Source organism: Enterobacter sp. MGH120 (assembly GCF_001037725.1).
GTDB lineage: Bacteria > Pseudomonadota > Gammaproteobacteria > Enterobacterales > Enterobacteriaceae > Enterobacter > Enterobacter hormaechei_C.
Genome location: NZ_KQ089940.1, coordinates 2,790,155 through 2,810,059, shown reverse-complemented (window position 1 = coordinate 2,810,059; position 19,905 = coordinate 2,790,155). Strand labels below are relative to the sequence as shown.

Below are 19,905 nucleotides of genomic sequence, written 5' to 3'. Positions count from 1 at the left end.
TATCCCTGAAAAGCCTTTCAATAAACGTAGCAAAGTTTTGGTTTTTCGAAGTGCTGGCGTCCACTCAAGAAACCCCTTAAAATGGCATTTAAAATACATTTTAAAGTTTAAAAAAAATGCATAACCAAAACCAAAGCGTTCTTAACTTGCCCGCCGGGTATTTCGGTATGGTTCTCGGGACCATAGGCATGGGGTTCGCCTGGCGTTATGCCAGCACCATCTGGCCGGTGACGCGCTGGCCGGGCGAGATTCTGGTGGCGCTGGCGGTGGCGATCTGGTTGCTTCTGAGCATGGCGTTTCTTACCCGTGCGGTACGGTTTCCACATAGCGTGCTGGCCGAGATGCGGCATCCGGTAATGAGCAGTTTTGTCAGCCTGTTTCCTGCCACCACGCTGCTGGTGGCCATCGGTTTTGTGCCGTGGTATCGCCCGGTGGCGCTGGGGTTGTTTGGCGTGGGCGTGGTGATCCAGCTTGCGTATGCCGCCTGGCAAAGCGCCGGGCTGTGGCGCGGCAAGCATCCGGAAGAAGCCACGACGCCGGGACTGTATCTGCCGACGGTAGCGAACAATTTTATCAGCGCGATGGCCTGCGGTGCGCTAGGCTTCCACGACGCGGGGCTGGTGTTCCTTGGTGCCGGGGTCTTTTCCTGGCTGAGCCTGGAGCCGGTCATTTTGCAACGCCTGCGCAGCGCGGGCGAACTGCCCGCTGCCCTTCGTACCTCGCTCGGGATCCAGCTTGCGCCTGCCCTGGTGGCCTGTAGCGCCTGGTTTAGCGTCAACGGCGGCGAAGCGGACACCTTCGCTAAAATGCTATTCGGCTATGGCCTGTTGCAACTCCTGTTTATGCTGCGTCTGATGCCGTGGTATCTGTCGCAGCCGTTCAACGCGTCGTTCTGGAGCTTCTCGTTCGGGGTGTCGGCGCTGGCGACCACCGGTTTACATCTTGGGCAGAGCAGTCCGTCAGGGCTCTTTCATGCCCTCGCGGTTCCCCTGTTTATTTTCACCAACGTCATCATCGCGATGCTGCTGGTCCGTACTTTTATCTTGCTGATGCAGGGCAAACTTCTGGTGCGCGCTGATAAGGCACTGCTTATGCAATCTGAGGAAAAATAATGACTGTCGATGAAAACTACTTTACTGAGAAATATGGGCTGACTCGCACGCACTCAGAGGTGCTGCTCAGCGCGGACATTGTTAAGCCCGGTAAAACGCTCGATCTCGGTTGCGGAAATGGCCGTAACAGCCTCTACCTCGCTGCCAATGGCTATGACGTGACGGCGTGGGATAAAAACCCGATGAGCATCGATAACATTGAGCGCATTAAGGCGGCGGAAGGGATCGCGAATCTGCAAACGGCGATTAAGGATCTGAACAACCTGACCTTTGACGGCGAATATGATTTTATTCTTTCCACCGTCGTATTGATGTTCCTCGAAACGAATACCATCCCTGGTCTTATCGCCAATATGCAGCGTTGCACCAGACCAGGCGGCTATAACCTGATCGTTGCTGCCATGGATACGGAGGATTATCCGTGCACAGTCGGCTTCCCGTTTGCCTTCAAAACCGGTGAACTGAGCAACTACTACGAAGGCTGGGAGCTGATCAAGTACAACGAAGAGGTAGGGGAACTCCACCGTACCGATGCCAACGGGAACCGTATCAAGCTGCGCTTCGCTACCATGCTCGCACGCAAGCCCGCTTAACGCGCGGCCAGCAGACAGAGTTGCAGGGCCGTGCGACAGGAGGCCTCGAACGACGACAGCGGTAAAAACTCAAACTTCGAGTGGAAGTTATGGGCGCCGGTGAAGAAGTTCGGGGTGAGCAGGCCTTTGGCTGACAGGGCCGCTCCATCCGTGCCACCGCGCATGGGGATCGGTTTTGGGGTGATGCCGAGCGATTCCATCGCCTCGAACATCAGGTCGATCGCGCGGCGGTCTTCGCCAATCGCATTGCTGATATTGCTGTAGGTATCCTCAATGCGGTATTCCACGTTTGCCGTGGGATGCTGCGCGGCTATTTGCGCCGCCACATCGGCAATGTGCTGCTTGCGGGCGGCGAAACCATCTTTGTCAAAATCACGAATATTGGCTTTCAGTATCGCTTCGTTCTGCCCGGCCTGGATGCCGTTAAACCAGATATAACCTTCGCGCCCCTCGGTGCATTCCGGGGTTTGCCGGCGATCGAAATGGCTGATGAAATCCGTTGCCATCAGCAGCGGATTGACCAGCACCCCTTTGGCGGACATCGGGTGAGCCGTGACGCCGGTAAAGCGAATTTCAGCCGCCGCCGCGTTAAAGTTCTCGTAAACAATCTCCCCCAGCTCGCAGCAGTCGATGGTCCAGGCAAAATCGACGTCGAAGCGCTTCAAATCCAGCGCTTTCGCGCCACACAGGCCAATCTCTTCATCGGGCACAAACGCCACCACAATATCGCCATGCTTATGTTCAGCGGTAAGGTTTTCCAGCACCGTCATGACCACGGTGACGGCCGCTTTATTATCTGCGCCTAATACGCTGGTTCCGTCGCTGAAAATAATCTCCTCATCAGGATAAGCCAGAATTTCCGGGTGCTCATTTACGCGCAGCCAAATATCTTTCTCTTTATTCAGGCAGAGATCATCCCCCGTAAACGTTAATATTTGTGGATGAATATCCGGGGATAAACCGACGTCGACGGTGTCGATATGGGTAATAAAACCAATCCGCGGCGCGCCGGGAACATTGCCTTTTTTCACGGCGGTAACGGTGGCGAACTCATCTATCACAATATCATCTAACCCCAGCGTTTTCAGCTCCTTCGCCAGCTCCCGCGCCATGTCGTGCTGGCCCGGAGTGGAGGGCAGGGTTTTGACTTTCGGGTCGCTCTGGCTGGTGATGGCGAGATAGCGGAAAAAGCGTTGGGTTAATTGTCTGGAGAGTTCTGAGCCCATAGTGTTTCCTTCTGTATTTATTTTTCATGTGTTTGCGCCATCACTTTAATGTTATTTATGAAATGGCAAAAGAAGTAATTAGCCGTCGAATTAAAAAGACAGGAATAAATGATGAAAAGCACATTCACAATGATAACGCTGGCGCTTGCTGCGCTGACGGTCAGTTCCACCGTCGCGGCAAAAACGCTGGTGTATTGCTCCGAAGGATCGCCGGAAAATTTCAATCCTCAGCTCTATACGTCGGGGACCAGCGTGGACGCCAGCGCCGTACCGGTTTATAACCGTCTGGTCGATTTCAAACCGGGCACTACCGAACTGGTGCCGAGCCTGGCGGAAAGCTGGGAGGTCAGCGAGGATGGCAAGATCTACACCTTCCACCTGCGAAAAGGGGTGAAATTCCACAGTAATAAGCTGTTCACGCCGACGCGCGACTTCAACGCGGACGACGTGATTTTCTCGTTTATGCGCCAGAAGGATGTGAATCATCCCTACCATAACGTCTCCAACGGCAGTTATTCCAACTTCGAAAGTCTGGAGTTCGGCAGCCTGATTACCGCCATTGATAAAGTTGACGATCGCACCGTGCGCTTCACCCTGGCGCATCCGGAAGCGCCGTTTGTCGCTGACCTGGCGTGGTACTTTGCCTCCATTCTGTCGGCGGAGTATGCCGATGCCATGCTGAAAGCGGGCACGCCAGAAAAGGTCGATATGCAGCCGATTGGCACCGGGCCGTTTAAGCTGGCGCAATATCAGAAGGATTCCCGCATCCTCTTCACCGCTTTCCCTGACTACTGGCAGGGAAAATCGAAGCTGGATCGTCTGGTGTTCACCATCACGCCGGACGCCTCGGTGCGTTTTGCCAAAGTCGAGAAGAATGAGTGCCAGGTGATGCCGTTCCCGAACCCGGCGGACCTGCCGCGTATGAAGGCTAACAAAGACATCAACCTGATGAGCAAGGCCGGTCTGAATACCGGTTTCCTGGCGTTTAACACGCAAAAGCCACCGCTGGATAACGTAAAAGTGCGTCAGGCGCTGGCGATGGCGATTAACAAACCCGCCATCATTGAGGCGGTGTTCCACGGCACCGGCACGGCGGCGAAAAACCTGCTGCCGCCTGGCGTCTGGAGTGCCGACAGCGAGCTGAAAGACTATGATTACGATCCAGAAAAAGCGAAAGCGCTGCTAAAGGAGGCGGGATTTGCCAACGGCGTAAGCATCGATCTGTGGGCCATGCCCGTGCAGCGGCCGTATAACCCGAACGCGAAGCGTATGGCGGAGATGATCCAGGCGGACTGGGCGAAAGTGGGCGTGCAGACCAAAATCGTGACCTACGAATGGGGCGAATACCTGAAGCGCGTGAAGGGCGGGGAGCATCAGGCCGCACTGATGGGCTGGACAACGGCGACGGGCGATCCGGATAACTTCTTCGGCCCGCTGTTTACCTGTACGTCCGCCAACGGCGGGTCGAACTCGGCCAAATGGTGCTATAAGCCGTTTGATAACCTGATTGCCGAAGCTAAATCGATAACCGATCGCGAAAAACGCGTGGCGCTGTACAAGCAGGCGCAGCAGATGATGCACGATCAAATGCCGGCGGTAATGATTGCCCACTCGACGATTTTTGAGCCAGTCCGTAAAGAGGTCACGGGCTATGAAATCGATCCCTTCGGCAAGCACCTGTTCTGGCAAGTGGACCTGAAGGAGTAATTTTTCACTGCCCGGTTTCGGTCGGGCAGTTTTTTCGCTATTTGTGCTGTCTTCGTCATTTTTTGCCACAACACATCGCCCGGTTTTTTGTTATAACTTCAAGTGCATACTTGCAGATAACATGGAATACCATCATGCGTACTCACACTTTTTTTAAAGTTGCAGTGCTTTCTGGTCTGTTGGCCCTTTCCGGCTGTGCGTCAAAAGTCGCAGCCCCCGATCAATATTCAGGCTTTTTAAAAGATTACTCCGGCTTGCAGGAGATGAAATCTGCAACCGGGAAGCCAACCCTGCGTTGGGTTGACCCGTCCTATAATGAGGCGAATTACGACAGCATTATCTGGACGCCGATAACCTATTATCCGACGCCAAAACCGACCACTCAGCTTGGGCAAAAAACGCTTGATGAGCTGTTGAATTATACCAATACCAAACTGAAAACCGCGATTGGCCAGCGTAAGCCGATTGTGACGACGCCGGGCAAACATAGCCTGATCTTCCGCGGCGCCATCACGGGTGTGAGCTCAGACAAAGAAGGTTTGCAGTTCTATGAAGTGGTGCCTGTGGCGCTGCTGGTTGCGGGTACGCAGATGGCAACGGGCCATCGTACCATGGATACGCATCTGTTCTTCGAAGGTGAGTTAATCGATGCGGCCACGAACAAACCAGTGATTAAGGTTGTTCGTAAGGGTGAAGGGAAAGAGCTGGCGAACGAGAATACGCCAATGGGCTTCGGCACCCTGAAGCAGGTTGTGGATGACATGGCGACGGATGCCACCATGTTTGATGTTCATCAGACAGCAAATTAATAAAAAATGGCCTGCATTTTCGCAGGCCGTTTTTTTATGCCGTCCGCAGGCGGCGGAACCAGGTTTCCGGCTTCGTAAACATCACCATATTCCCGCCCAGTATCAACAGCAGGCCGACGATCCCGTTGAGATGCCACACGTAACCCTCGTACACCGTTGAAATCGACAGCGCCACCAGCGGGAACAGCAGGGTGCTGTACGCGGCTTTACCGGGACCAATGCGGCCTACCAGCGTAAAGTAGGCGCCGAAGGCAATCACCGAGCCAAACAGCGCAAGATAGAGCAGCGCCCCCATATAGCTCACCGTCCATTCCGGCATAAAGCTATCGCCCCTGAAGAGCGCGATAAGGCCCATCACGACGGTGCCGTACAGCATCGCCCAGGCGTTGGTGGTCATAGTTTCCAGCCCGTTTCGCTGATGACGCATGCTGATCATATTCCCCAGCGAGAAGCCGTAGGTGCCGAGGGCGGAAAGCCCGATGCCCGTAAGCAACGACGCGCTCCAGCCGCTGGCGAGCAGATCGTTCCAGAAAAGGGTAATGATCCCGATAAGCCCCAGCGCTGCCGCCGTCCAGAAGCGTGCGGGTGGGCGCTGGCCGAAGAAGATAAAGCTGTTGATGGCGTTATACAGCACGGCCATCGAGAAAATCACCGACTCAAGGCCGGTATTGATATGGGCGGCGGCGGTGTAAAAGCACCAGAAGTTGAAACAGAAAACGCAGCAGCCCTGAAGCATGCAGTAGAGATGATCCCGCAGCGCCAGCCTGCGCAGGCGGCGAAGGGCGACCAGGACGATCATCATCGTGGCGCTGGCCACGGCGAAGCGCCAGAAAATGGAGACCGGCGCTGCAACCGGCCCCTGTTGTAAAAAAATGGCGATCCAGGTCGTGCCCCAGATCACAACGACCAGCCCATAGAGTAATGCGTTCATGGTGTCTCTCTTCTCATACCGCGAAAAACGACATTGTGGCGAAAGAAGGGGGGGGCCGGCTTTCATCGTCTTGCGCCGGACTTGCAAATTCTTGCGCTTTTTTCTCGCACAATGGCTGGTAACAGGCTGCAACACTTCTTAGACTGACAGTCTGATTAATCACCTGTTTACGGCCATGTCTCTCGTTTACGACACCTTTGAAACGTTACGCCAACAAAATGCAGTGCTACGGGAAACCGTCGCGCTCAATACTGGCATTCAACTGGCGGCGTGGTACAACAAGCACGACACGATCACGGTGAAAAGCAACCATCACACCCTTAGCCTGTACGTGGCGGATGGCTATGAAAGCTATCAAAAAACGCCGGGTGGCTGGAAAAATGGTGGCGGGCCGGACCGTTTTTGTCTGATGCCGGAAGAGAGCGAATCCACGTGGGATATTCGTGACGACCTGTCGTTTGTGCACCTCTACTGCACCGATGAACACCTGCGGGACGTGGGGGAGAAAATCTGGGATAAACGACCGCTATCGCTGACGCTGGAGGAAAAAATCTTCGGCAGCGATCCGAAAATCACCGCCCTTTATCGCCAGTTTTTGCTCGGCTGCGACTGGCAGCAAAACGCCAATCAGCTCACCCTGAGCACCGCGTCGACCTTATTGCTGACGCATTTGGTCCAGCACTATTCCAGCGTACAGTGGAAGCTGCCGGTAGTGACCGGCGGGTTATCACCGTTTGTACTGCGCAACGTGCTGGCCTTTATCGAGGAAAACCTTGCACAACCCTTAACCCTGGCGGAACTGGCGGGCCAGGCCGCACTCAGTGAGTATCACTTTGCGCGGATGTTCCGCCAGTCGATGGGGCTGGCGCCGCATCAGTACGTTATGCAGCGCCGCATGGAGAAGGCCAAAGCGCTGGTACAGCACACGACCACGCCGCTCACCGACATCGCGCTGGCCTGCGGATTTAACTCCGCCAGCCATTTCAGTAACCGTTTTCGCAGCATGACCGGCATCACGCCGTCACAGCTACGCGCGGCGAAGGCGTGAGAAGACGGCGTAACAGATCCCACCCAGCACCAGCCCCCAGAAGGCGGAGCCAATTCCCAGGAGCGTGACGCCGCTGGCGGTCATCAGGAAGGTAACGATCGCCGCGTCGCGTTCTGCTTCATGGTTCAGTGCCTGATACAAACTCCCGCTGATAGTGCCGAGCAGGGCCAGCCCGGCCAGCGTCTGGATGCCGCTCAGCGGCAGGGCGGCCATCAGCCCGGAAATCGACCCGCCGAACACCCCCGCCAGCAGATAAAACCCGCCTGCCGCCGCCGCGGCCAGCCAGCGTTTACTGGCATCCGGATGGGCGTCCGGGCTCTGGCAGATGGCGGCAGTGATGGCGGCGATGCATATAGAATAAACGCCGAAGGGGGACAACAGCAGTGCCAGCCCGCCGGTGGCAACGATCAGCGGTGAGACCGCCAGCGGATAGCCCGATGCCTGCATGGTGGCGAAGCCGGGCGCATTCTGCGACGCCATGGTCACCAGGAAGAAGGGTAAGCCGATGCTGAGCAGGCTGGTGAAGGTGAACGCAGGGGCAATGAATTCCGGCATGATGACTGATAACGTCATCCTGTTCGTGACAACGTCACCTCCGGCCCATGCCACGAACACGCCCACCAGCAGCGTGGCGACAATGGCGTACCGGGGCGCTACGGCTTTGGTCACCAGCCAGGCGGCCAGCATACTGCCGCAAAGAAAAATGTGTCCCTCAAGATTGCTGAATGCCTTCAGGCCAAACTGTAACAGCACGCCCGCCAGCATAGCGGCGGCAAGCGAGTGCGGGATTAGTTTCATCAACCGGGCAAACAGGCCGGTGACGCCGCACAGCAGAATCAGCGCATTCGCGAATATAAATACCCCGATGGTTTCCGCCAGCGTCACGCCTTGCAGGCTGGTGGCGAGCAGCGCCGCGCCGGGAGTCGACCAGGCGGTCAGCACGGGGGCTTTATACCACCACGACAATGCCAGCGTGCTGATCCCCATCCCGAGCCCTAGCGCGGTCATCCATCCGGCAATTTGCTGTGTACTGGCGCCAGCCGCCGCAGCCGCCTGCCAGATAATGGCGGCAGAGCTGGCATAGCCCACCAGAACGGCAACAAAACCGGCCAGCACGGCAGGAAAGAGAGAGGCAGTCGATCGCATGGATACTCCGTTGTGCGTTATAACGTCCGGGATAAGGTATCACTGTGCGCTATAGCGTACAAGTGGTATGCTTTGCCGCAACGGGAGGAACTATGGATATCACTCAACACCTGGCAACCACACTGAAAGCGCTGCGTCAGGCGCGGGGCTGGAGCCTGTCGAAACTGGCGGAAGAGACGGGCGTGTCGAAAGCGATGCTTGGGCAAATCGAACGCAATGAGTCCAGCCCGACGGTCTCTACCTTGTGGAAAATTGCCACCGGGCTGAACGTACCTTTTTCGGCGTTTATCACTCCAGAAAGCGAACCGCAGGCGGTGTTCGATCCGCAGCAGCAGGCGATGGTGGTGAAACCGCTTTTCCCCTGGGATGAGCAGCTTAAGTTCGACCATTTCTCCATTACTCTCTCGCCCGGCGCGCTGAGTGAGTCCACGCCGCACGAAGCCGGGGTGATCGAGCACGTGGTGGTGATAAGCGGTGAGCTGGACATGCAGATCGACGGTGTCTGGCGCACGCTATACGCTGATTCCGGCGTGCGTTTTGCCGGCGATAAACCGCACGCGTACCGCAACAGCAGCGCCCGGACGGTGCATTTTCACTCTCTGATCCATTATCCCCGCTAAAGCGTCGCAAAACGGTTTCACTGGCACAGACTTCTGACTACAATAGCCGCCATTTTGACCATAACGGATAACGACGAAGTATGCGCCTGCACTCCCATCATCTTGAACTGCTAAGCCCGGCCCGCGACGCCGCCATTGCCCGTGAAGCCATTCTTCACGGAGCAGATGCCGTCTACATTGGCGGCCCTGGCTTCGGTGCCCGTCATAACGCCAGCAACAGCCTGCGCGACATTGCCGAGCTGGTACCGTTCGCCCACCGTTTCGGGGCGAAGGTGTTCGTGACCCTGAACACCATTCTTCATGATGATGAGCTTGAGCCCGCGCAGCGTCTTATTACCGATCTCTATCAGACCGGCGTTGACGCCCTGATCGTTCAGGATATGGGCGTTCTGGAACTGGATATCCCGCCGATTGAGCTGCATGCCAGCACCCAGTGCGATATCCGCACCGTTGAGAAGGCGAAGTTTCTTTCGGACGTCGGGTTTACGCAAATTGTTCTGGCGCGCGAGCTGAACCTGAACCAGATCCGCGATATCCACCAGGCGACCGACGCGACCATTGAATTCTTTATCCACGGTGCGCTGTGTGTGGCGTATTCCGGGCAGTGTAATATCTCTCACGCCCAGACGGGGCGCAGCGCGAACCGGGGCGACTGCTCTCAGGCCTGCCGTCTGCCGTATACCCTGAAAGACGATCAGGGCCGCGTGGTGGCATTCGAAAAACACCTGCTGTCGATGAAAGATAACGATCAAACGGCCAACCTCGGCGCGCTGATCGATGCCGGTGTACGCTCCTTCAAAATTGAAGGGCGCTACAAGGACATGAGCTACGTGAAAAATATCACCGCCCATTATCGTCAGATGCTGGATGCCATCATCGACGATCGCGGTGACCTGGCGCGCGCGTCCGCCGGTCGTACAGAGCATTTCTTTATTCCGTCGACGGACAAGACCTTCCACCGCGGCAGCACGGACTATTTCGTGAATGCCCGTAAAGGGGATATTGGCGCGTTCGATTCACCGAAGTTTATCGGTTTACCGGTGGGTGAAGTGCTGAAAGTGGCGAAAGATCATCTTGACGTTCAGGTTACAGAGCCGCTGGCGAACGGCGATGGTCTCAACGTGATGATCAAACGTGAAGTAGTGGGTTTCCGCGCCAATACGGTGGAGAAAACCGGCGAAAATCGCTATCGCGTCTGGCCGAACGAAATGCCTGCCGATCTCTATAAAGCCCGTCCTAATGCGGCGCTTAACCGTAACCTGGATCACAACTGGCAGCAGGCCTTGCTCAAGACCTCCAGCGAGCGCCGCATTGCGGTGGATATCGCGCTGGGGGGCTGGGAAGAGCAGCTGATCCTGACCATGACCTGCGAAGACGGTATCAGCGTGACGCATACGCTCGACGGCCTGTTCGAGGTGGCGAACAATGCGGAGAAAGCGCTTAGCAACCTCAAGGATGGCGTGGCGAAGCTGGGGCAGACCATTTATTACGCGCGCAATATTGAGGTGAATCTGCCGGACGCGCTGTTCGTGCCGAACAGCCTGCTGAACCAGTTCCGCCGTGAAACGGCAGAGATGCTGGATGAAGCACGGCTGGCAAACTATCCGCGCGGCAGCCGTAAGGCCGAAACGGTGCCTGCGCCGGTCTACCCGGACACGCATCTCTCGTTCCTCGCGAACGTTTACAACCACAAAGCGCGTGCGTTTTACCATCGTCACGGCGTGCAGCTGATTGACGCCGCGTATGAAGCGCATGAAGAGAAGGGCGATGTGCCGGTGATGATCACCAAACACTGCCTGCGGTTTGCCTTTAACCTTTGTCCGAAACAGGCGAAAGGCAATATTAAAAGCTGGAAAGCGACGCCGATGCAGCTGGTGAATGGCGATGAAGTGCTGACGCTGAAGTTTGACTGCCGTCCGTGTGAAATGCACGTTATCGGCAAGATGAAGAATCACATCTTCAAAATGCCGCCTCCGGGAAGCATTGTGGCCTCCGTCTGCCCTGACGATTTGATGAAGACCCTGCCGAAGCGTAAAGGCAGCTAACCCGCAGAGTGGGTATCCGGTTTGCGCGATTTCTGCCAGGCATGGTGCTCGCGCAACCCCTCCGCAGACTCCTCAGCCGCGCTGCGTAACTCGTCGCTGTCAGCTTCATGACGAAGCTGATGGTCGGCGTTTTTCACATACACAAATTCATGCCCTTTGTGCTCCGCCATAATCTGCCCTGAGAACAGGGCGCTAATCACCAGCAGTAGCGAAAATTCTTTTCTGAACATCCTTTATCCCCTGAAAATACGCTACGGTCATCGTAGGGATAATTTCATAGAGTAATTATTCGACTGTTTAAATTTGAGAAAATAGACTGTCAAAAATTGTGGTCGCAATAAAACTCACTTAAGACTATTCTTAAAAGCAATATCGCCGTTGTAAACTCCCATTTCTGGTATGCAAAGAGAAGCTAGATTTATTGGGAAATCATTTACAATAAGATTTTTCTGGCTAAGGATTGGATCGAATAAATGAAAAAAATAATCGTGCTATCACTTCTGGGCGTAGTGGTTGCGGTGGGTGCTGCGGCCAGCATCTATTCAAATGAAGAACCAGAATATATTCAGTCAGCAAAAAGCCGTGTCGGATCGTATTTAACCAGCGATTACGGACGTGTCGAATGTAATAGCACCCAGGTAAGTGAAGATCGCTGGGAGCTGGGCTGTACCAATAAGGCGAGGGGCAAAACCTTCCAGTTCGCCGTTTACCCATCCGAGCAGGCGCCGTATGGGGTCTCTCGTGCGTTTTATCTCGAAGCGATTAATGATGATGCCCGCCAGAGTGCAGAGCAGGGGCTGATGCGTTATCTGCAAATTAATACCAAAGCGGGTTAATCGATTCGTTTATGCTTCGTTGAGGCTCACAGTGGTAGATTGCAGATGATCCACATCCCGGTATGGAATACCGGAGCGTAGATACCAAAATACAAATCTATCCATGCAAGCATTTACCGCCAGATTATGGCGGTTTTTTTTTGCCCGTTTATCGTACCGGCTGTGAAAATTGTTTGCGATATTGCGCGGGCGAAAGCGCAAATTGCTGCCGGAAATGGTGGCGCAGCGTGCCGCTTTGTCCAAAACCGGTTTGTTCCGCAATATTGTCGATGCTGAGCCGACTGTTTTCGAGGTAATCTTTTGCCCGCTGCAATCGTGCAGTTAATAACCAGCGCGCGGGCGTTGTTCCGGTCGCGTCCTGGAAACGGCGCAGAAAGGTGCGCTGACTCATACCCACCCGCAGGGCCAGCGATTCGACGGTATGGGAAACGGCCAGATGCTGGTGAAGATAATCAAACAGCTGGCCCAGGCGCTGGCTCTCCCGCAACTGAGCCACCGGTCGGCTAAGCTGCTGGGTTTGCGAGCCGTCCCGATGGGGTGGGATCACCAGCCGACGCGCCACGCGGTTTGCCGCCTCCATACCGTAATTCCGACGCACCACGTGCAGGCACAGATCAATCCCCGCGGCGCTGCCTGCGGAAGTGAGAATATCGCCTTCGTCCTGGTACAGCACATCGTCGACCACGGTGATGGCGGGAAAGCGTGTTTTCAGAGCTTGCGTATAGCGCCAGTGGGTGGTTGCCTTCCGCCCGTCAAGCAGGCCTGAGGCTGCCAGAACGAAAACGCCAGAACAGATCGAGAGTAGCTGACAGCCGCGGGCATGCGCCGCGCGGAGCGCCTGGCAGAGCGCTTCGGGTACGGGGTCATCCAGCCCTCGCCAGCCGGGTACGACAACCAGATCCGCCGTCTCCAGCAGACGCAGATCGCCATCGGCCAGAATACGGATCCCTCCCGTTGCCCGGAGCTCGCCGTCATCCACGCTCGCCACGGCGAACTGATACCAGTCATCGCCCATCTCCGGGCGCGGCAAGCCAAATATTTCTACCGCCACGCCAAACTCAAAGGTACATAAACCGTCATATGCCAGCACGACCGCGCGCGGCGAGGAATGTCTTAAGTTTGTCATCTTTTTGCTGTTTTCTGGCATAGGCGGACGCATTCATGGGCTGAATTAAGGGATAGAGTAGTGTTAACACAAACACCACAAATGAGGAAGATTCATGAGCTATGTTACTGAATTTCCGGCTGCTGAGCCGCAGGAAGCCGTGGGGCATTTTCTGCGTCGTCTGAGCGTCGAGACGGACTGCGCCGATGTCCATCACGCGGTATCCAGCGGTGAGCAGGACTTTGTTCTGCTGCACGTTGTCGGAAAACCTGAACATTTTGCCCGGCGGCATCTGCCCGGCGCGCTGCATTTACCCTGGAGCCAGATCACCGCCGAGCGGATGAAAGCGTGGCCAGAGGGCACGCTGTTTGTCGTCTATTGTGCAGGCCCGCACTGCAACGGGGCGGACAGGGCGGCGCTGAAGCTGGCGCGTCTGGGTCTGCCGGTCAAGATTATGCTCGGGGGCATCACCGGCTGGGAAGATGAGCGGTTCGCGTTTGCAGGATCTTCATCACCCACCCTATGAACATGAATTTATTTCAACACAGATGAAATTTTCTCGTTTGTCGTCGGCGAGCCGGTATGACATCTTTTCAGGACGTTTAGACATCCAGAAGTCTAAAGATTCAAGAGATGAATTATCACTGTGGGCAATTAACGCCGACAGACAGAGGAGATTTCCATGCAGCGACACCATGCCCCGTACCGCGCCGATGTAGTCGGCAGTTTTTTACGCCCGGATTCTGTTAAACAGGCCCGTCTGCAATTTGCCAGCGGTGAGATCGATGCCGGTCAGCTTCGCGCGGTTGAGGACGAGGCCATTCGCCATGTTGTCGAGCAGCAGTGCGCCTGCGGTCTGCATGTGGTAACGGACGGTGAATTCCGCCGCGCCTGGTGGCACTTTGACTTCTTTGACGGGCTACAGGGCGTAGAGCGTTATGATTCGCAGCAGGGCATTCAGTTCAACGGGGTGCAGACCAAAGCCCATGGCGTGCGCGTAACGGGCAAACTGGGCTTCGGCGATCATCCTATGCTGGAAGATTTCCGCTACCTCAAAAGCATCAGCGGTAACGCACAGCCGAAGATGACTATTCCGAGCCCGAGCGTGCTGCACTTCCGCGGTGGCCGCAAGGATATTGATGCCACGGTCTACCCGGATCTGAAAGATTACTTTGACGATCTGGCGACCACCTGGCGCGATGCCATTCGGGCCTTTTACGATGCAGGCTGCCGCTATCTGCAACTGGATGATACCGTCTGGGCCTACCTTTGTTCAGAAGACCAGCGCCGGCAGATCCGCGAGCGCGGTGATGATGCAGACGAACTTGCCCGAACCTATGCCCGGGTGCTGAATAAGGCGCTGGAGGGCAAACCGGACGATCTGACCATCGGGCTACACGTCTGCCGCGGCAACTTCCGCTCAACCTGGATTTCCGAAGGCGGCTATGAGCCGGTGGCGGAGGTGCTGTTCGGTACGGTGAACGTCGACGCGTTCTTCCTGGAGTACGACAACGACCGTAGCGGCGACTTTGCGCCACTGCGTTTTGTGCGCCCGGGTAAACAGCAGGTGGTTCTGGGGCTAATCACCACCAAGCACGGTGAACTGGAGAACCCGGAAGGGGTGAAAGCGCGTCTGGAAGAGGCCGCGCGCTACGTGGCGAAAGAGCAGATTTGCCTCAGCCCACAGTGCGGATTTGCCTCCACGGAAGAGGGTAACAGCCTGAGCGAAGCCCAGCAGTGGGATAAAGTTCGCCTGGTGACGCAAATCGCCAGCGACGTCTGGTAACATCGTTCACAGCGCTGCATTATTACAGTGCAGCGCTGTACCATTCTGAGTCGTTTACCGTAGATCCTCTCTTCGAACCCGTTTAAATCCTGCCTCTGCAACCTGGCACCCTTTTTGCTCTCCTGAAACTGACGTTACTTTTTCTGCGTCCGGGCGGTAACGGACGTCTTCGCACAGCTTTCTTTTTCAGGAGTGAAAATATGCACCGTCGTACCTTTATAAAAGCGTTCGCCTTGTCCGCCTCCGTGGTCGCCATGGGGGTCAGTTTTGGCGTCCAGGCCGCAGAGACCATTAAAGTCGGGATCATGCACTCTCTCTCCGGCACGATGGCCATTTCAGAAACGCCCCTGAAAGATGTCGCCCTGATGACCATCGACGAAATCAACGCCAAAGGCGGCGTGCTCGGGAAAAAGCTGGAGCCGGTGGTGGTTGACCCGGCATCCAACTGGCCGCTGTTTGCCGAAAAGGCCCGCCAGCTTCTGAGCCAGGATAAGGTCGCCGTGGTGTTTGGCTGCTGGACCTCCGTATCGCGTAAATCAGTTCTGCCGGTTTTTGAGGAGCTGAACGGTTTGCTGTTCTATCCGGTGCAGTATGAAGGTGAAGAGATGTCACCTAACGTCTTCTATACCGGCGCGGCGCCAAACCAGCAGGCGATCCCGGCGGTGGAGTACCTGATGAGCGAGGACGGCGGCAGCGCGAAACGCTTCTTCCTGCTGGGAACGGACTACGTTTACCCGCGCACCACGAACAAGATCCTGCGCGCCTTCCTGCACTCGAAAGGCGTGGAAGATAAAGATATTGAAGAGGTCTACACCCCGTTTGGTCATAGCGATTACCAGACCATCGTCGCCAGTATCAAGAAATTCTCCGCGGGCGGTAAAACGGCGGTGGTCTCAACCATCAACGGTGATTCCAACGTGCCTTTCTATAAAGAGCTGGCGAACCAGGGGCTGAAAGCCACGGACGTGCCGGTGGTGGCGTTCTCGGTGGGCGAGGAAGAACTGCGCGGCATTGATACCAAACCGCTGGTGGGTAACCTGGCGGCGTGGAACTACTTTGAATCCGTCGATAACCCGACCAACCAGACCTTTGTCGCGGCCTACAAAGCCTACGCGAAAGCCCATAAGCTGCCGAATGCCGATACCGTCGTCACCAACGATCCGATGGAAGCGACCTATGTCGGCCTGCATATGTGGGCGCAGGCGGTTGAAAAAGCGGGGACAACCGACGTGGACAAAGTGCGCGCGGCAATGGCGGGCCAGTCGTTCAACGCGCCGTCCGGCTTTACGCTGACCATGGATGCCACCAACCACCACCTGCATAAGCCCGTCATGATTGGTGAAATCGAAGGCAACGGCCAGTTCAATGTCGTCTGGCAAACCGAACAGCCGGTACGCGCTCAGCCGTGGAGCCCGTTTATCGCCGGGAATGACAAAAAACCTGACCAGCCGATGAAAACCGCCAGCAACTAAGCCACCACCAGGGAGAGACGTCATGAACGCCATGCGCATAATTATTGCGATTGTGTGGCTTACCGGACTGCTGCCAGGGATGGTGCAGGCATCGGATGCCGATGATTTCGTTGCCGCTAGCCGCAGCCAGCAGACCGCCATGCTGACCCGCTGGGCAGCCACGCCGGAACCTGCACGTTTGCCGCTGCTTAAAGCGCTGCAACAGGAGAACCTCTACACCGACAGCCAGAAGAAGGCTTTTACCCGCATCGACGGCGAAATGGTTGCCCTGGGCGCGGCAAAGAGCGCCGAAGGAACGACCAAAGCCGTGCGGCTGACCAACCGGCTGCGCGTGTTAACCGTCACGGCGCTGGCGACGCATCAGCTTGTCAGTGACAGTGTCACCGAAAGGCGTCATGCCGCGCGGCAACTTCAGCGTGACGCTCAGCCGGATATGCTCGGGTTTCTGCAACAGCGGGCTAACCGCGAAACGGATGACGTCACCCGACAGTCGCTGAGGCTGGCGCTGGCAAATCTTCAGCTGGCGAGTCCGCAGGCGGAAACGCGCCTCAACGCGGTTGAACTGTTGGGACAGTCTGACGATCCGGACGTTCAGGCCACGCTGACGCCGTTCACCCGGGCGCAAACCGAGCCGGACGCACGGGTACGTGCCGCCGCCGCTGAGAGCCTGGACCGTATTCAGCACCGGCTGATGTGGGGCGAACTGCTGGGGCAGGCCTTCATGGGCCTGTCGTTGGGGTCGGTACTCTTGCTGGCCGCGCTCGGGCTGGCTATCACCTATGGTCTGCTGGGGGTGATTAACATGGCCCACGGCGAAATGCTGATGCTCGGGGCGTATGCCACCTGGATGGTGCAGCAGGTGATGGCGCAGTGGATGCCTCAGTGGCTGGCGCTTTATCCGGTGGTGGCGCTGCCGGTGGCGTTTTGCCTGACGGCAGGTATCGGGATGGTGCTGGAGCGCACGGTGATCCGCCATCTGTATGGCCGCCCGCTGGAAACCCTGCTCGCCACCTGGGGGATCAGCCTGATGCTTATCCAGCTGGTGCGCATGACCTTTGGCGCCCAGAACCTTGAGGTCGCAAACCCGGCCTGGCTGTCCGGCGGGGTGCAGGTTTTCGCCAACCTGACGCTACCGTGGAACCGCATTGTGGTGCTCGGGTTTGTGCTGATGGTGCTGTTCTTCACCTGGCTCATTCTGAATAAAACGCGTCTGGGGCTGAACGTGCGGGCGGTGACGCAAAACCGCAGCATGGCGGCCTGCTGCGGCGTCCCCACCGGACGGGTAGATATGCTGGCGTTTGGCCTCGGGTCCGGCATTGCCGGGCTGGGCGGCGTGGCATTGTCCCAACTGGGGAACGTGGGACCGGAGCTGGGCCAGGGATACATCATTGATTCGTTCCTGGTGGTGGTGCTCGGCGGCGTCGGCCAGCTGGCCGGTAGCGTCGCGGCGGCCTTTGGTCTGGGGATCTTCAATAAAATTCTTGAACCGCAGATGGGCGCCGTGCTGGGCAAAATCCTGATTCTGGTGGCGATCATTCTGTTTATTCAGAAACGTCCGCAGGGGTTATTCGCACTTAAAGGGAGGGTGACAGACTGATGAGCCAGCCATTGACCTTAACACTGGCGCGCAGGGCACCGCGCTCCACGCAAATCTTCGGCAGTCTGCTGGTTGCGGCGCTGCTGGTGCTGCCTTTTCTCGCGCTGTTGCCCGCAACGCATCCGCTGGCCGTTTCTACGTGGATGTTGACGCTCATCGGCAAGATCCTCTGCTACGCAGTTGTCGCCGTGGCCCTCGATCTGGTCTGGGGCTATGCCGGTATGCTCTCACTGGGGCACGGAATATTCTTCGCCCTGGGCGGCTATGCGATGGGCATGTACCTGATGCGCCAGGCGGCCGGGGACGGGCTGCCCGCGTTTATGTCGTTTCTCTCGTGGAGCGAGCTGCCCTGGTTCTGGTGGGGAACGCAGCATTTTGCATGGGCTCTGGTGTTAATTGTGACGATCCCCGGCCTGCTGGCGCTGGTCTTCGGCTGGTTTGCTTTTCGCTCGAAGATCAAAGGGGTCTATTTCTCCATCATGACCCAGGCGCTGACCTACGCGGGCATGCTGCTGTTCTTTCGCAACGAAACCGGCTTTGGCGGCAATAACGGCTTTACCGGCTTTACCACGCTGCTCGGGTTTTCCGTCACGGCGACCACCACGCGGATCGCGCTGTTTCTCGCAACGGTCGTGCTGCTGCTTCTGGCCCTGGGCACAGGCTACGCGCTGGCGAAGAGTAAATTTGGCCGCATTTTAACGGCGGTGCGCGATGCGGAAAACCGTCTCACGTTCTGCGGCTACGATCCGCGCGGTTTCAAGCTGCTGGTCTGGACGCTTTCCGCCGTGCTGTGTGGCCTGGCGGGAGCGCTGTACGTTCCGCAGGTGGGCATTATCAACCCGGGTGAAATGTCGCCGACCAACTCGATTGAAGCGGCCATCTGGGTAGCGCTGGGTGGACGCGGCACTCTGGTGGGCCCGGTGATTGGCGCGGCGCTGGTCAACGGTGCGAAGAGCTTTTTCACCGTGGCGATGCCGGAGTACTGGCAGCTGTTTCTGGGGCTGATTTTCATCGCCGTGACGCTGTTTTTACCGCGCGGCGTGTTCGGTCTGTTTCGTAAGGGAGAGAATTAATGCAGCCCTCTGAAGGACTCTTTACCCGCCAGCTACCGGGCGACCGTTACCGCGAGCAGACCGATCCGGTGTTGCAGCTCGAGGCCATTAACGTCAGTTTCGACGGTTTTCAGGCGTTGACCGATCTCTCGCTGAACATCGGCGTCGGAGAATTGCGCTGCATCATTGGCCCTAATGGCGCCGGTAAAACCACGCTGATGGACGTGATTACCGGCAAAACCCGGCCAAAAAGCGGGAAAGCTATTTACGATCAGTCCATCGATCTGACTGCCCTGGAACCGGCGGCCATCGCCCGTCAGGGCATTGGCCGTAAGTTCCAGAAGCCGACCGTGTTTGAAGCGCTGACCGTAGGGGAAAACCTCGAAATCGCCATGAAAGCCGACAGGTCCGTCTGGGCGAGCCTGCGGGCCACGCTCAGCGGCGAGCAGCGCGACCGCATTGATGAGATGCTGGTTTTGCTGCGGCTTGGCAGCGAGCGCGATCGCCGTGCCGGACTGCTTTCCCACGGACAGAAGCAGTTTCTGGAGATCGGCATGCTGCTGGTGCAGGACCCGCACCTGTTACTGCTGGACGAACCCGCCGCCGGTATGACCGACGCAGAGACGGAATACACTGCCGAGCTGTTCCGCACCCTGGCAGGCAAGCATTCGCTGATGGTGGTTGAGCACGATATGGGTTTCGTCGAGACCATCGCCGACCACGTCACGGTGCTGCATCAGGGGCGGGTACTGGCGGAAGGTTCGCTTCGCGAGGTACAGGCCAATGAACAGGTAATTGACGTCTATCTGGGACGTTAAGG

At 56.9% G+C, this 19,905-nt stretch carries 19 protein-coding genes; 14 read left to right on the top strand and 5 right to left on the bottom strand.

Going from position 1 to position 19,905, the window contains the following annotated elements:
* Window positions 1-116: 116 nt before the first annotated feature.
* Both tehA and tehB read left to right on the top strand, forming a co-directional pair.
* A complete protein-coding gene (gene tehA / locus SK54_RS13145; RefSeq protein ID WP_017693446.1) occupies window positions 117-1,112 on the top strand; it encodes a dicarboxylate transporter/tellurite-resistance protein TehA in 996 nt (331 codons plus the stop codon).
* The gene (tehB, locus tag SK54_RS13140; RefSeq protein ID WP_017693445.1) at window positions 1,112-1,705 is read left to right on the top strand and encodes a tellurite resistance methyltransferase TehB; all 594 of its coding nucleotides are present in this window, start codon (window positions 1,112-1,114) and stop codon (window positions 1,703-1,705) included. The genes tehA and tehB overlap by 1 nt, the downstream gene beginning before the upstream one ends.
* On the opposite strand, the gene pepT is transcribed toward tehB, so the two are convergent.
* Complete coding sequence (gene pepT, locus SK54_RS13135) at window positions 1,702-2,931, bottom strand: peptidase T (protein ID WP_017693444.1); 1,230 nt, start codon at window positions 2,929-2,931, stop codon at window positions 1,702-1,704. The two genes, tehB and pepT, sit on opposite strands and share 4 nt — an antisense overlap.
* 111 nt (window positions 2,932-3,042) lie before the next feature.
* On the opposite strand from pepT, the gene SK54_RS13130 reads away from it, so the two are divergent.
* Window positions 3,043-4,638: an ABC transporter substrate-binding protein gene (locus SK54_RS13130; protein ID WP_017693443.1), complete on the top strand. Its 1,596-nt coding sequence runs from the start codon at window positions 3,043-3,045 to the stop codon at window positions 4,636-4,638.
* Window positions 4,639-4,772: 134 nt separating this feature from the next.
* A complete protein-coding gene (locus SK54_RS13125) occupies window positions 4,773-5,447 on the top strand; it encodes a DUF3313 domain-containing protein (RefSeq protein WP_003857221.1) in 675 nt (224 codons plus the stop codon).
* A 34-nt stretch (window positions 5,448-5,481) separates the two neighbouring features.
* Here the strand turns inward: SK54_RS13125 and SK54_RS13120 are convergent, their stop codons facing one another.
* Window positions 5,482-6,378, bottom strand: coding sequence for a DMT family transporter (locus tag SK54_RS13120; protein ID WP_023303719.1), 897 nt, complete (start codon window positions 6,376-6,378; stop codon window positions 5,482-5,484).
* 175 nt (window positions 6,379-6,553) lie between these two features.
* On the opposite strand from SK54_RS13120, the gene SK54_RS13115 reads away from it, so the two are divergent.
* Window positions 6,554-7,426 (top strand): helix-turn-helix domain-containing protein, encoded by an 873-nt coding sequence (locus SK54_RS13115; RefSeq protein ID WP_006810606.1) that lies wholly within the window; start codon window positions 6,554-6,556, stop codon window positions 7,424-7,426.
* Here SK54_RS13115 and SK54_RS13110 read toward each other — a convergent pair.
* Complete coding sequence (locus SK54_RS13110; RefSeq protein WP_039270769.1) at window positions 7,406-8,572, bottom strand: benzoate/H(+) symporter BenE family transporter; 1,167 nt, start codon at window positions 8,570-8,572, stop codon at window positions 7,406-7,408. The genes SK54_RS13115 and SK54_RS13110 overlap by 21 nt on opposite strands.
* A gap of 92 nt (window positions 8,573-8,664) precedes the next feature.
* On the opposite strand from SK54_RS13110, the gene SK54_RS13105 reads away from it, so the two are divergent.
* Together SK54_RS13105 and SK54_RS13100 are read left to right on the top strand one after the other, a co-directional pair.
* Window positions 8,665-9,192: a helix-turn-helix domain-containing protein gene (locus tag SK54_RS13105; RefSeq protein WP_015570550.1), complete on the top strand. Its 528-nt coding sequence runs from the start codon at window positions 8,665-8,667 to the stop codon at window positions 9,190-9,192.
* A gap of 80 nt (window positions 9,193-9,272) precedes the next feature.
* Complete coding sequence (locus SK54_RS13100; protein WP_048247397.1) at window positions 9,273-11,237, top strand: peptidase U32 family protein; 1,965 nt, start codon at window positions 9,273-9,275, stop codon at window positions 11,235-11,237.
* Here the strand turns inward: SK54_RS13100 and SK54_RS13095 are convergent.
* On the bottom strand, window positions 11,234-11,467 hold the full coding sequence (locus tag SK54_RS13095; RefSeq protein ID WP_015570548.1) for a DUF2554 family protein: 234 nt from the start codon (window positions 11,465-11,467) through the stop codon (window positions 11,234-11,236). The genes SK54_RS13100 and SK54_RS13095 overlap by 4 nt on opposite strands.
* A gap of 243 nt (window positions 11,468-11,710) precedes the next feature.
* Between SK54_RS13095 and SK54_RS13090 the strand changes: the two genes are divergently transcribed.
* The gene (locus tag SK54_RS13090; protein WP_015570547.1) at window positions 11,711-12,073 is read left to right on the top strand and encodes a hypothetical protein; all 363 of its coding nucleotides are present in this window, start codon (window positions 11,711-11,713) and stop codon (window positions 12,071-12,073) included.
* Window positions 12,074-12,221: 148 nt separating this feature from the next.
* Here SK54_RS13090 and ftrA read toward each other — a convergent pair whose 3' ends face one another.
* Window positions 12,222-13,220, bottom strand: coding sequence for a transcriptional regulator FtrA (gene ftrA, locus SK54_RS13085; RefSeq protein WP_048247395.1), 999 nt, complete (start codon window positions 13,218-13,220; stop codon window positions 12,222-12,224).
* A gap of 73 nt (window positions 13,221-13,293) precedes the next feature.
* Here ftrA and SK54_RS13080 point away from each other — a divergent pair, with 73 nt between their 5' ends.
* From SK54_RS13080 to urtD, 6 genes are all read left to right on the top strand, one after another.
* Window positions 13,294-13,704 (top strand): rhodanese-like domain-containing protein, encoded by a 411-nt coding sequence (locus SK54_RS13080; RefSeq protein ID WP_032103026.1) that lies wholly within the window; start codon window positions 13,294-13,296, stop codon window positions 13,702-13,704.
* A 156-nt stretch (window positions 13,705-13,860) separates the two neighbouring features.
* Entirely contained in the window at window positions 13,861-14,964 is a 1,104-nt protein-coding gene (locus SK54_RS13075) for a cobalamin-independent methionine synthase II family protein (RefSeq protein WP_015570545.1), read from the top strand.
* A 200-nt stretch (window positions 14,965-15,164) separates the two neighbouring features.
* Window positions 15,165-16,436, top strand: a complete 1,272-nt coding sequence (gene urtA, locus SK54_RS13070) for an urea ABC transporter substrate-binding protein (protein WP_015570544.1) — start codon at window positions 15,165-15,167, stop codon at window positions 16,434-16,436.
* Window positions 16,437-16,458: 22 nt separating this feature from the next.
* Window positions 16,459-18,033 (top strand): urea ABC transporter permease subunit UrtB, encoded by a 1,575-nt coding sequence (gene urtB, locus SK54_RS13065; RefSeq protein WP_015570543.1) that lies wholly within the window; start codon window positions 16,459-16,461, stop codon window positions 18,031-18,033.
* Window positions 18,033-19,106: an urea ABC transporter permease subunit UrtC gene (gene urtC, locus SK54_RS13060; RefSeq protein WP_015570542.1), complete on the top strand. Its 1,074-nt coding sequence runs from the start codon at window positions 18,033-18,035 to the stop codon at window positions 19,104-19,106. The genes urtB and urtC overlap by 1 nt, the downstream gene beginning before the upstream one ends.
* The gene (urtD, locus tag SK54_RS13055; protein ID WP_015570541.1) at window positions 19,106-19,903 is read left to right on the top strand and encodes an urea ABC transporter ATP-binding protein UrtD; all 798 of its coding nucleotides are present in this window, start codon (window positions 19,106-19,108) and stop codon (window positions 19,901-19,903) included. The genes urtC and urtD overlap by 1 nt, the downstream gene beginning before the upstream one ends.
* Window positions 19,904-19,905 lie beyond the last annotated feature (2 nt).

Coding starts and splice junctions, on each gene's coding strand:
- SK54_RS13125 (WP_003857221.1), top strand. CDS start 4,773: ATGCGTACTCACACTTTTTTTAAAGTTGCAGTGCTTTCTGGTCTGTTG.
- SK54_RS13095 (WP_015570548.1), bottom strand. CDS start 11,467: ATGTTCAGAAAAGAATTTTCGCTACTGCTGGTGATTAGCGCCCTGTTC.
- SK54_RS13100 (WP_048247397.1), top strand. CDS start 9,273: ATGCGCCTGCACTCCCATCATCTTGAACTGCTAAGCCCGGCCCGCGAC.
- tehA (WP_017693446.1), top strand. CDS start 117: ATGCATAACCAAAACCAAAGCGTTCTTAACTTGCCCGCCGGGTATTTC.
- SK54_RS13105 (WP_015570550.1), top strand. CDS start 8,665: ATGGATATCACTCAACACCTGGCAACCACACTGAAAGCGCTGCGTCAG.
- ftrA (WP_048247395.1), bottom strand. CDS start 13,220: ATGCCAGAAAACAGCAAAAAGATGACAAACTTAAGACATTCCTCGCCG.
- SK54_RS13080 (WP_032103026.1), top strand. CDS start 13,294: ATGAGCTATGTTACTGAATTTCCGGCTGCTGAGCCGCAGGAAGCCGTG.
- urtC (WP_015570542.1), top strand. CDS start 18,033: ATGAGCCAGCCATTGACCTTAACACTGGCGCGCAGGGCACCGCGCTCC.
- pepT (WP_017693444.1), bottom strand. CDS start 2,931: ATGGGCTCAGAACTCTCCAGACAATTAACCCAACGCTTTTTCCGCTAT.
- SK54_RS13130 (WP_017693443.1), top strand. CDS start 3,043: ATGAAAAGCACATTCACAATGATAACGCTGGCGCTTGCTGCGCTGACG.
- urtD (WP_015570541.1), top strand. CDS start 19,106: ATGCAGCCCTCTGAAGGACTCTTTACCCGCCAGCTACCGGGCGACCGT.
- SK54_RS13115 (WP_006810606.1), top strand. CDS start 6,554: ATGTCTCTCGTTTACGACACCTTTGAAACGTTACGCCAACAAAATGCA.
- SK54_RS13120 (WP_023303719.1), bottom strand. CDS start 6,378: ATGAACGCATTACTCTATGGGCTGGTCGTTGTGATCTGGGGCACGACC.
- urtB (WP_015570543.1), top strand. CDS start 16,459: ATGAACGCCATGCGCATAATTATTGCGATTGTGTGGCTTACCGGACTG.
- tehB (WP_017693445.1), top strand. CDS start 1,112: ATGACTGTCGATGAAAACTACTTTACTGAGAAATATGGGCTGACTCGC.
- SK54_RS13075 (WP_015570545.1), top strand. CDS start 13,861: ATGCAGCGACACCATGCCCCGTACCGCGCCGATGTAGTCGGCAGTTTT.
- SK54_RS13090 (WP_015570547.1), top strand. CDS start 11,711: ATGAAAAAAATAATCGTGCTATCACTTCTGGGCGTAGTGGTTGCGGTG.
- urtA (WP_015570544.1), top strand. CDS start 15,165: ATGCACCGTCGTACCTTTATAAAAGCGTTCGCCTTGTCCGCCTCCGTG.
- SK54_RS13110 (WP_039270769.1), bottom strand. CDS start 8,572: ATGCGATCGACTGCCTCTCTCTTTCCTGCCGTGCTGGCCGGTTTTGTT.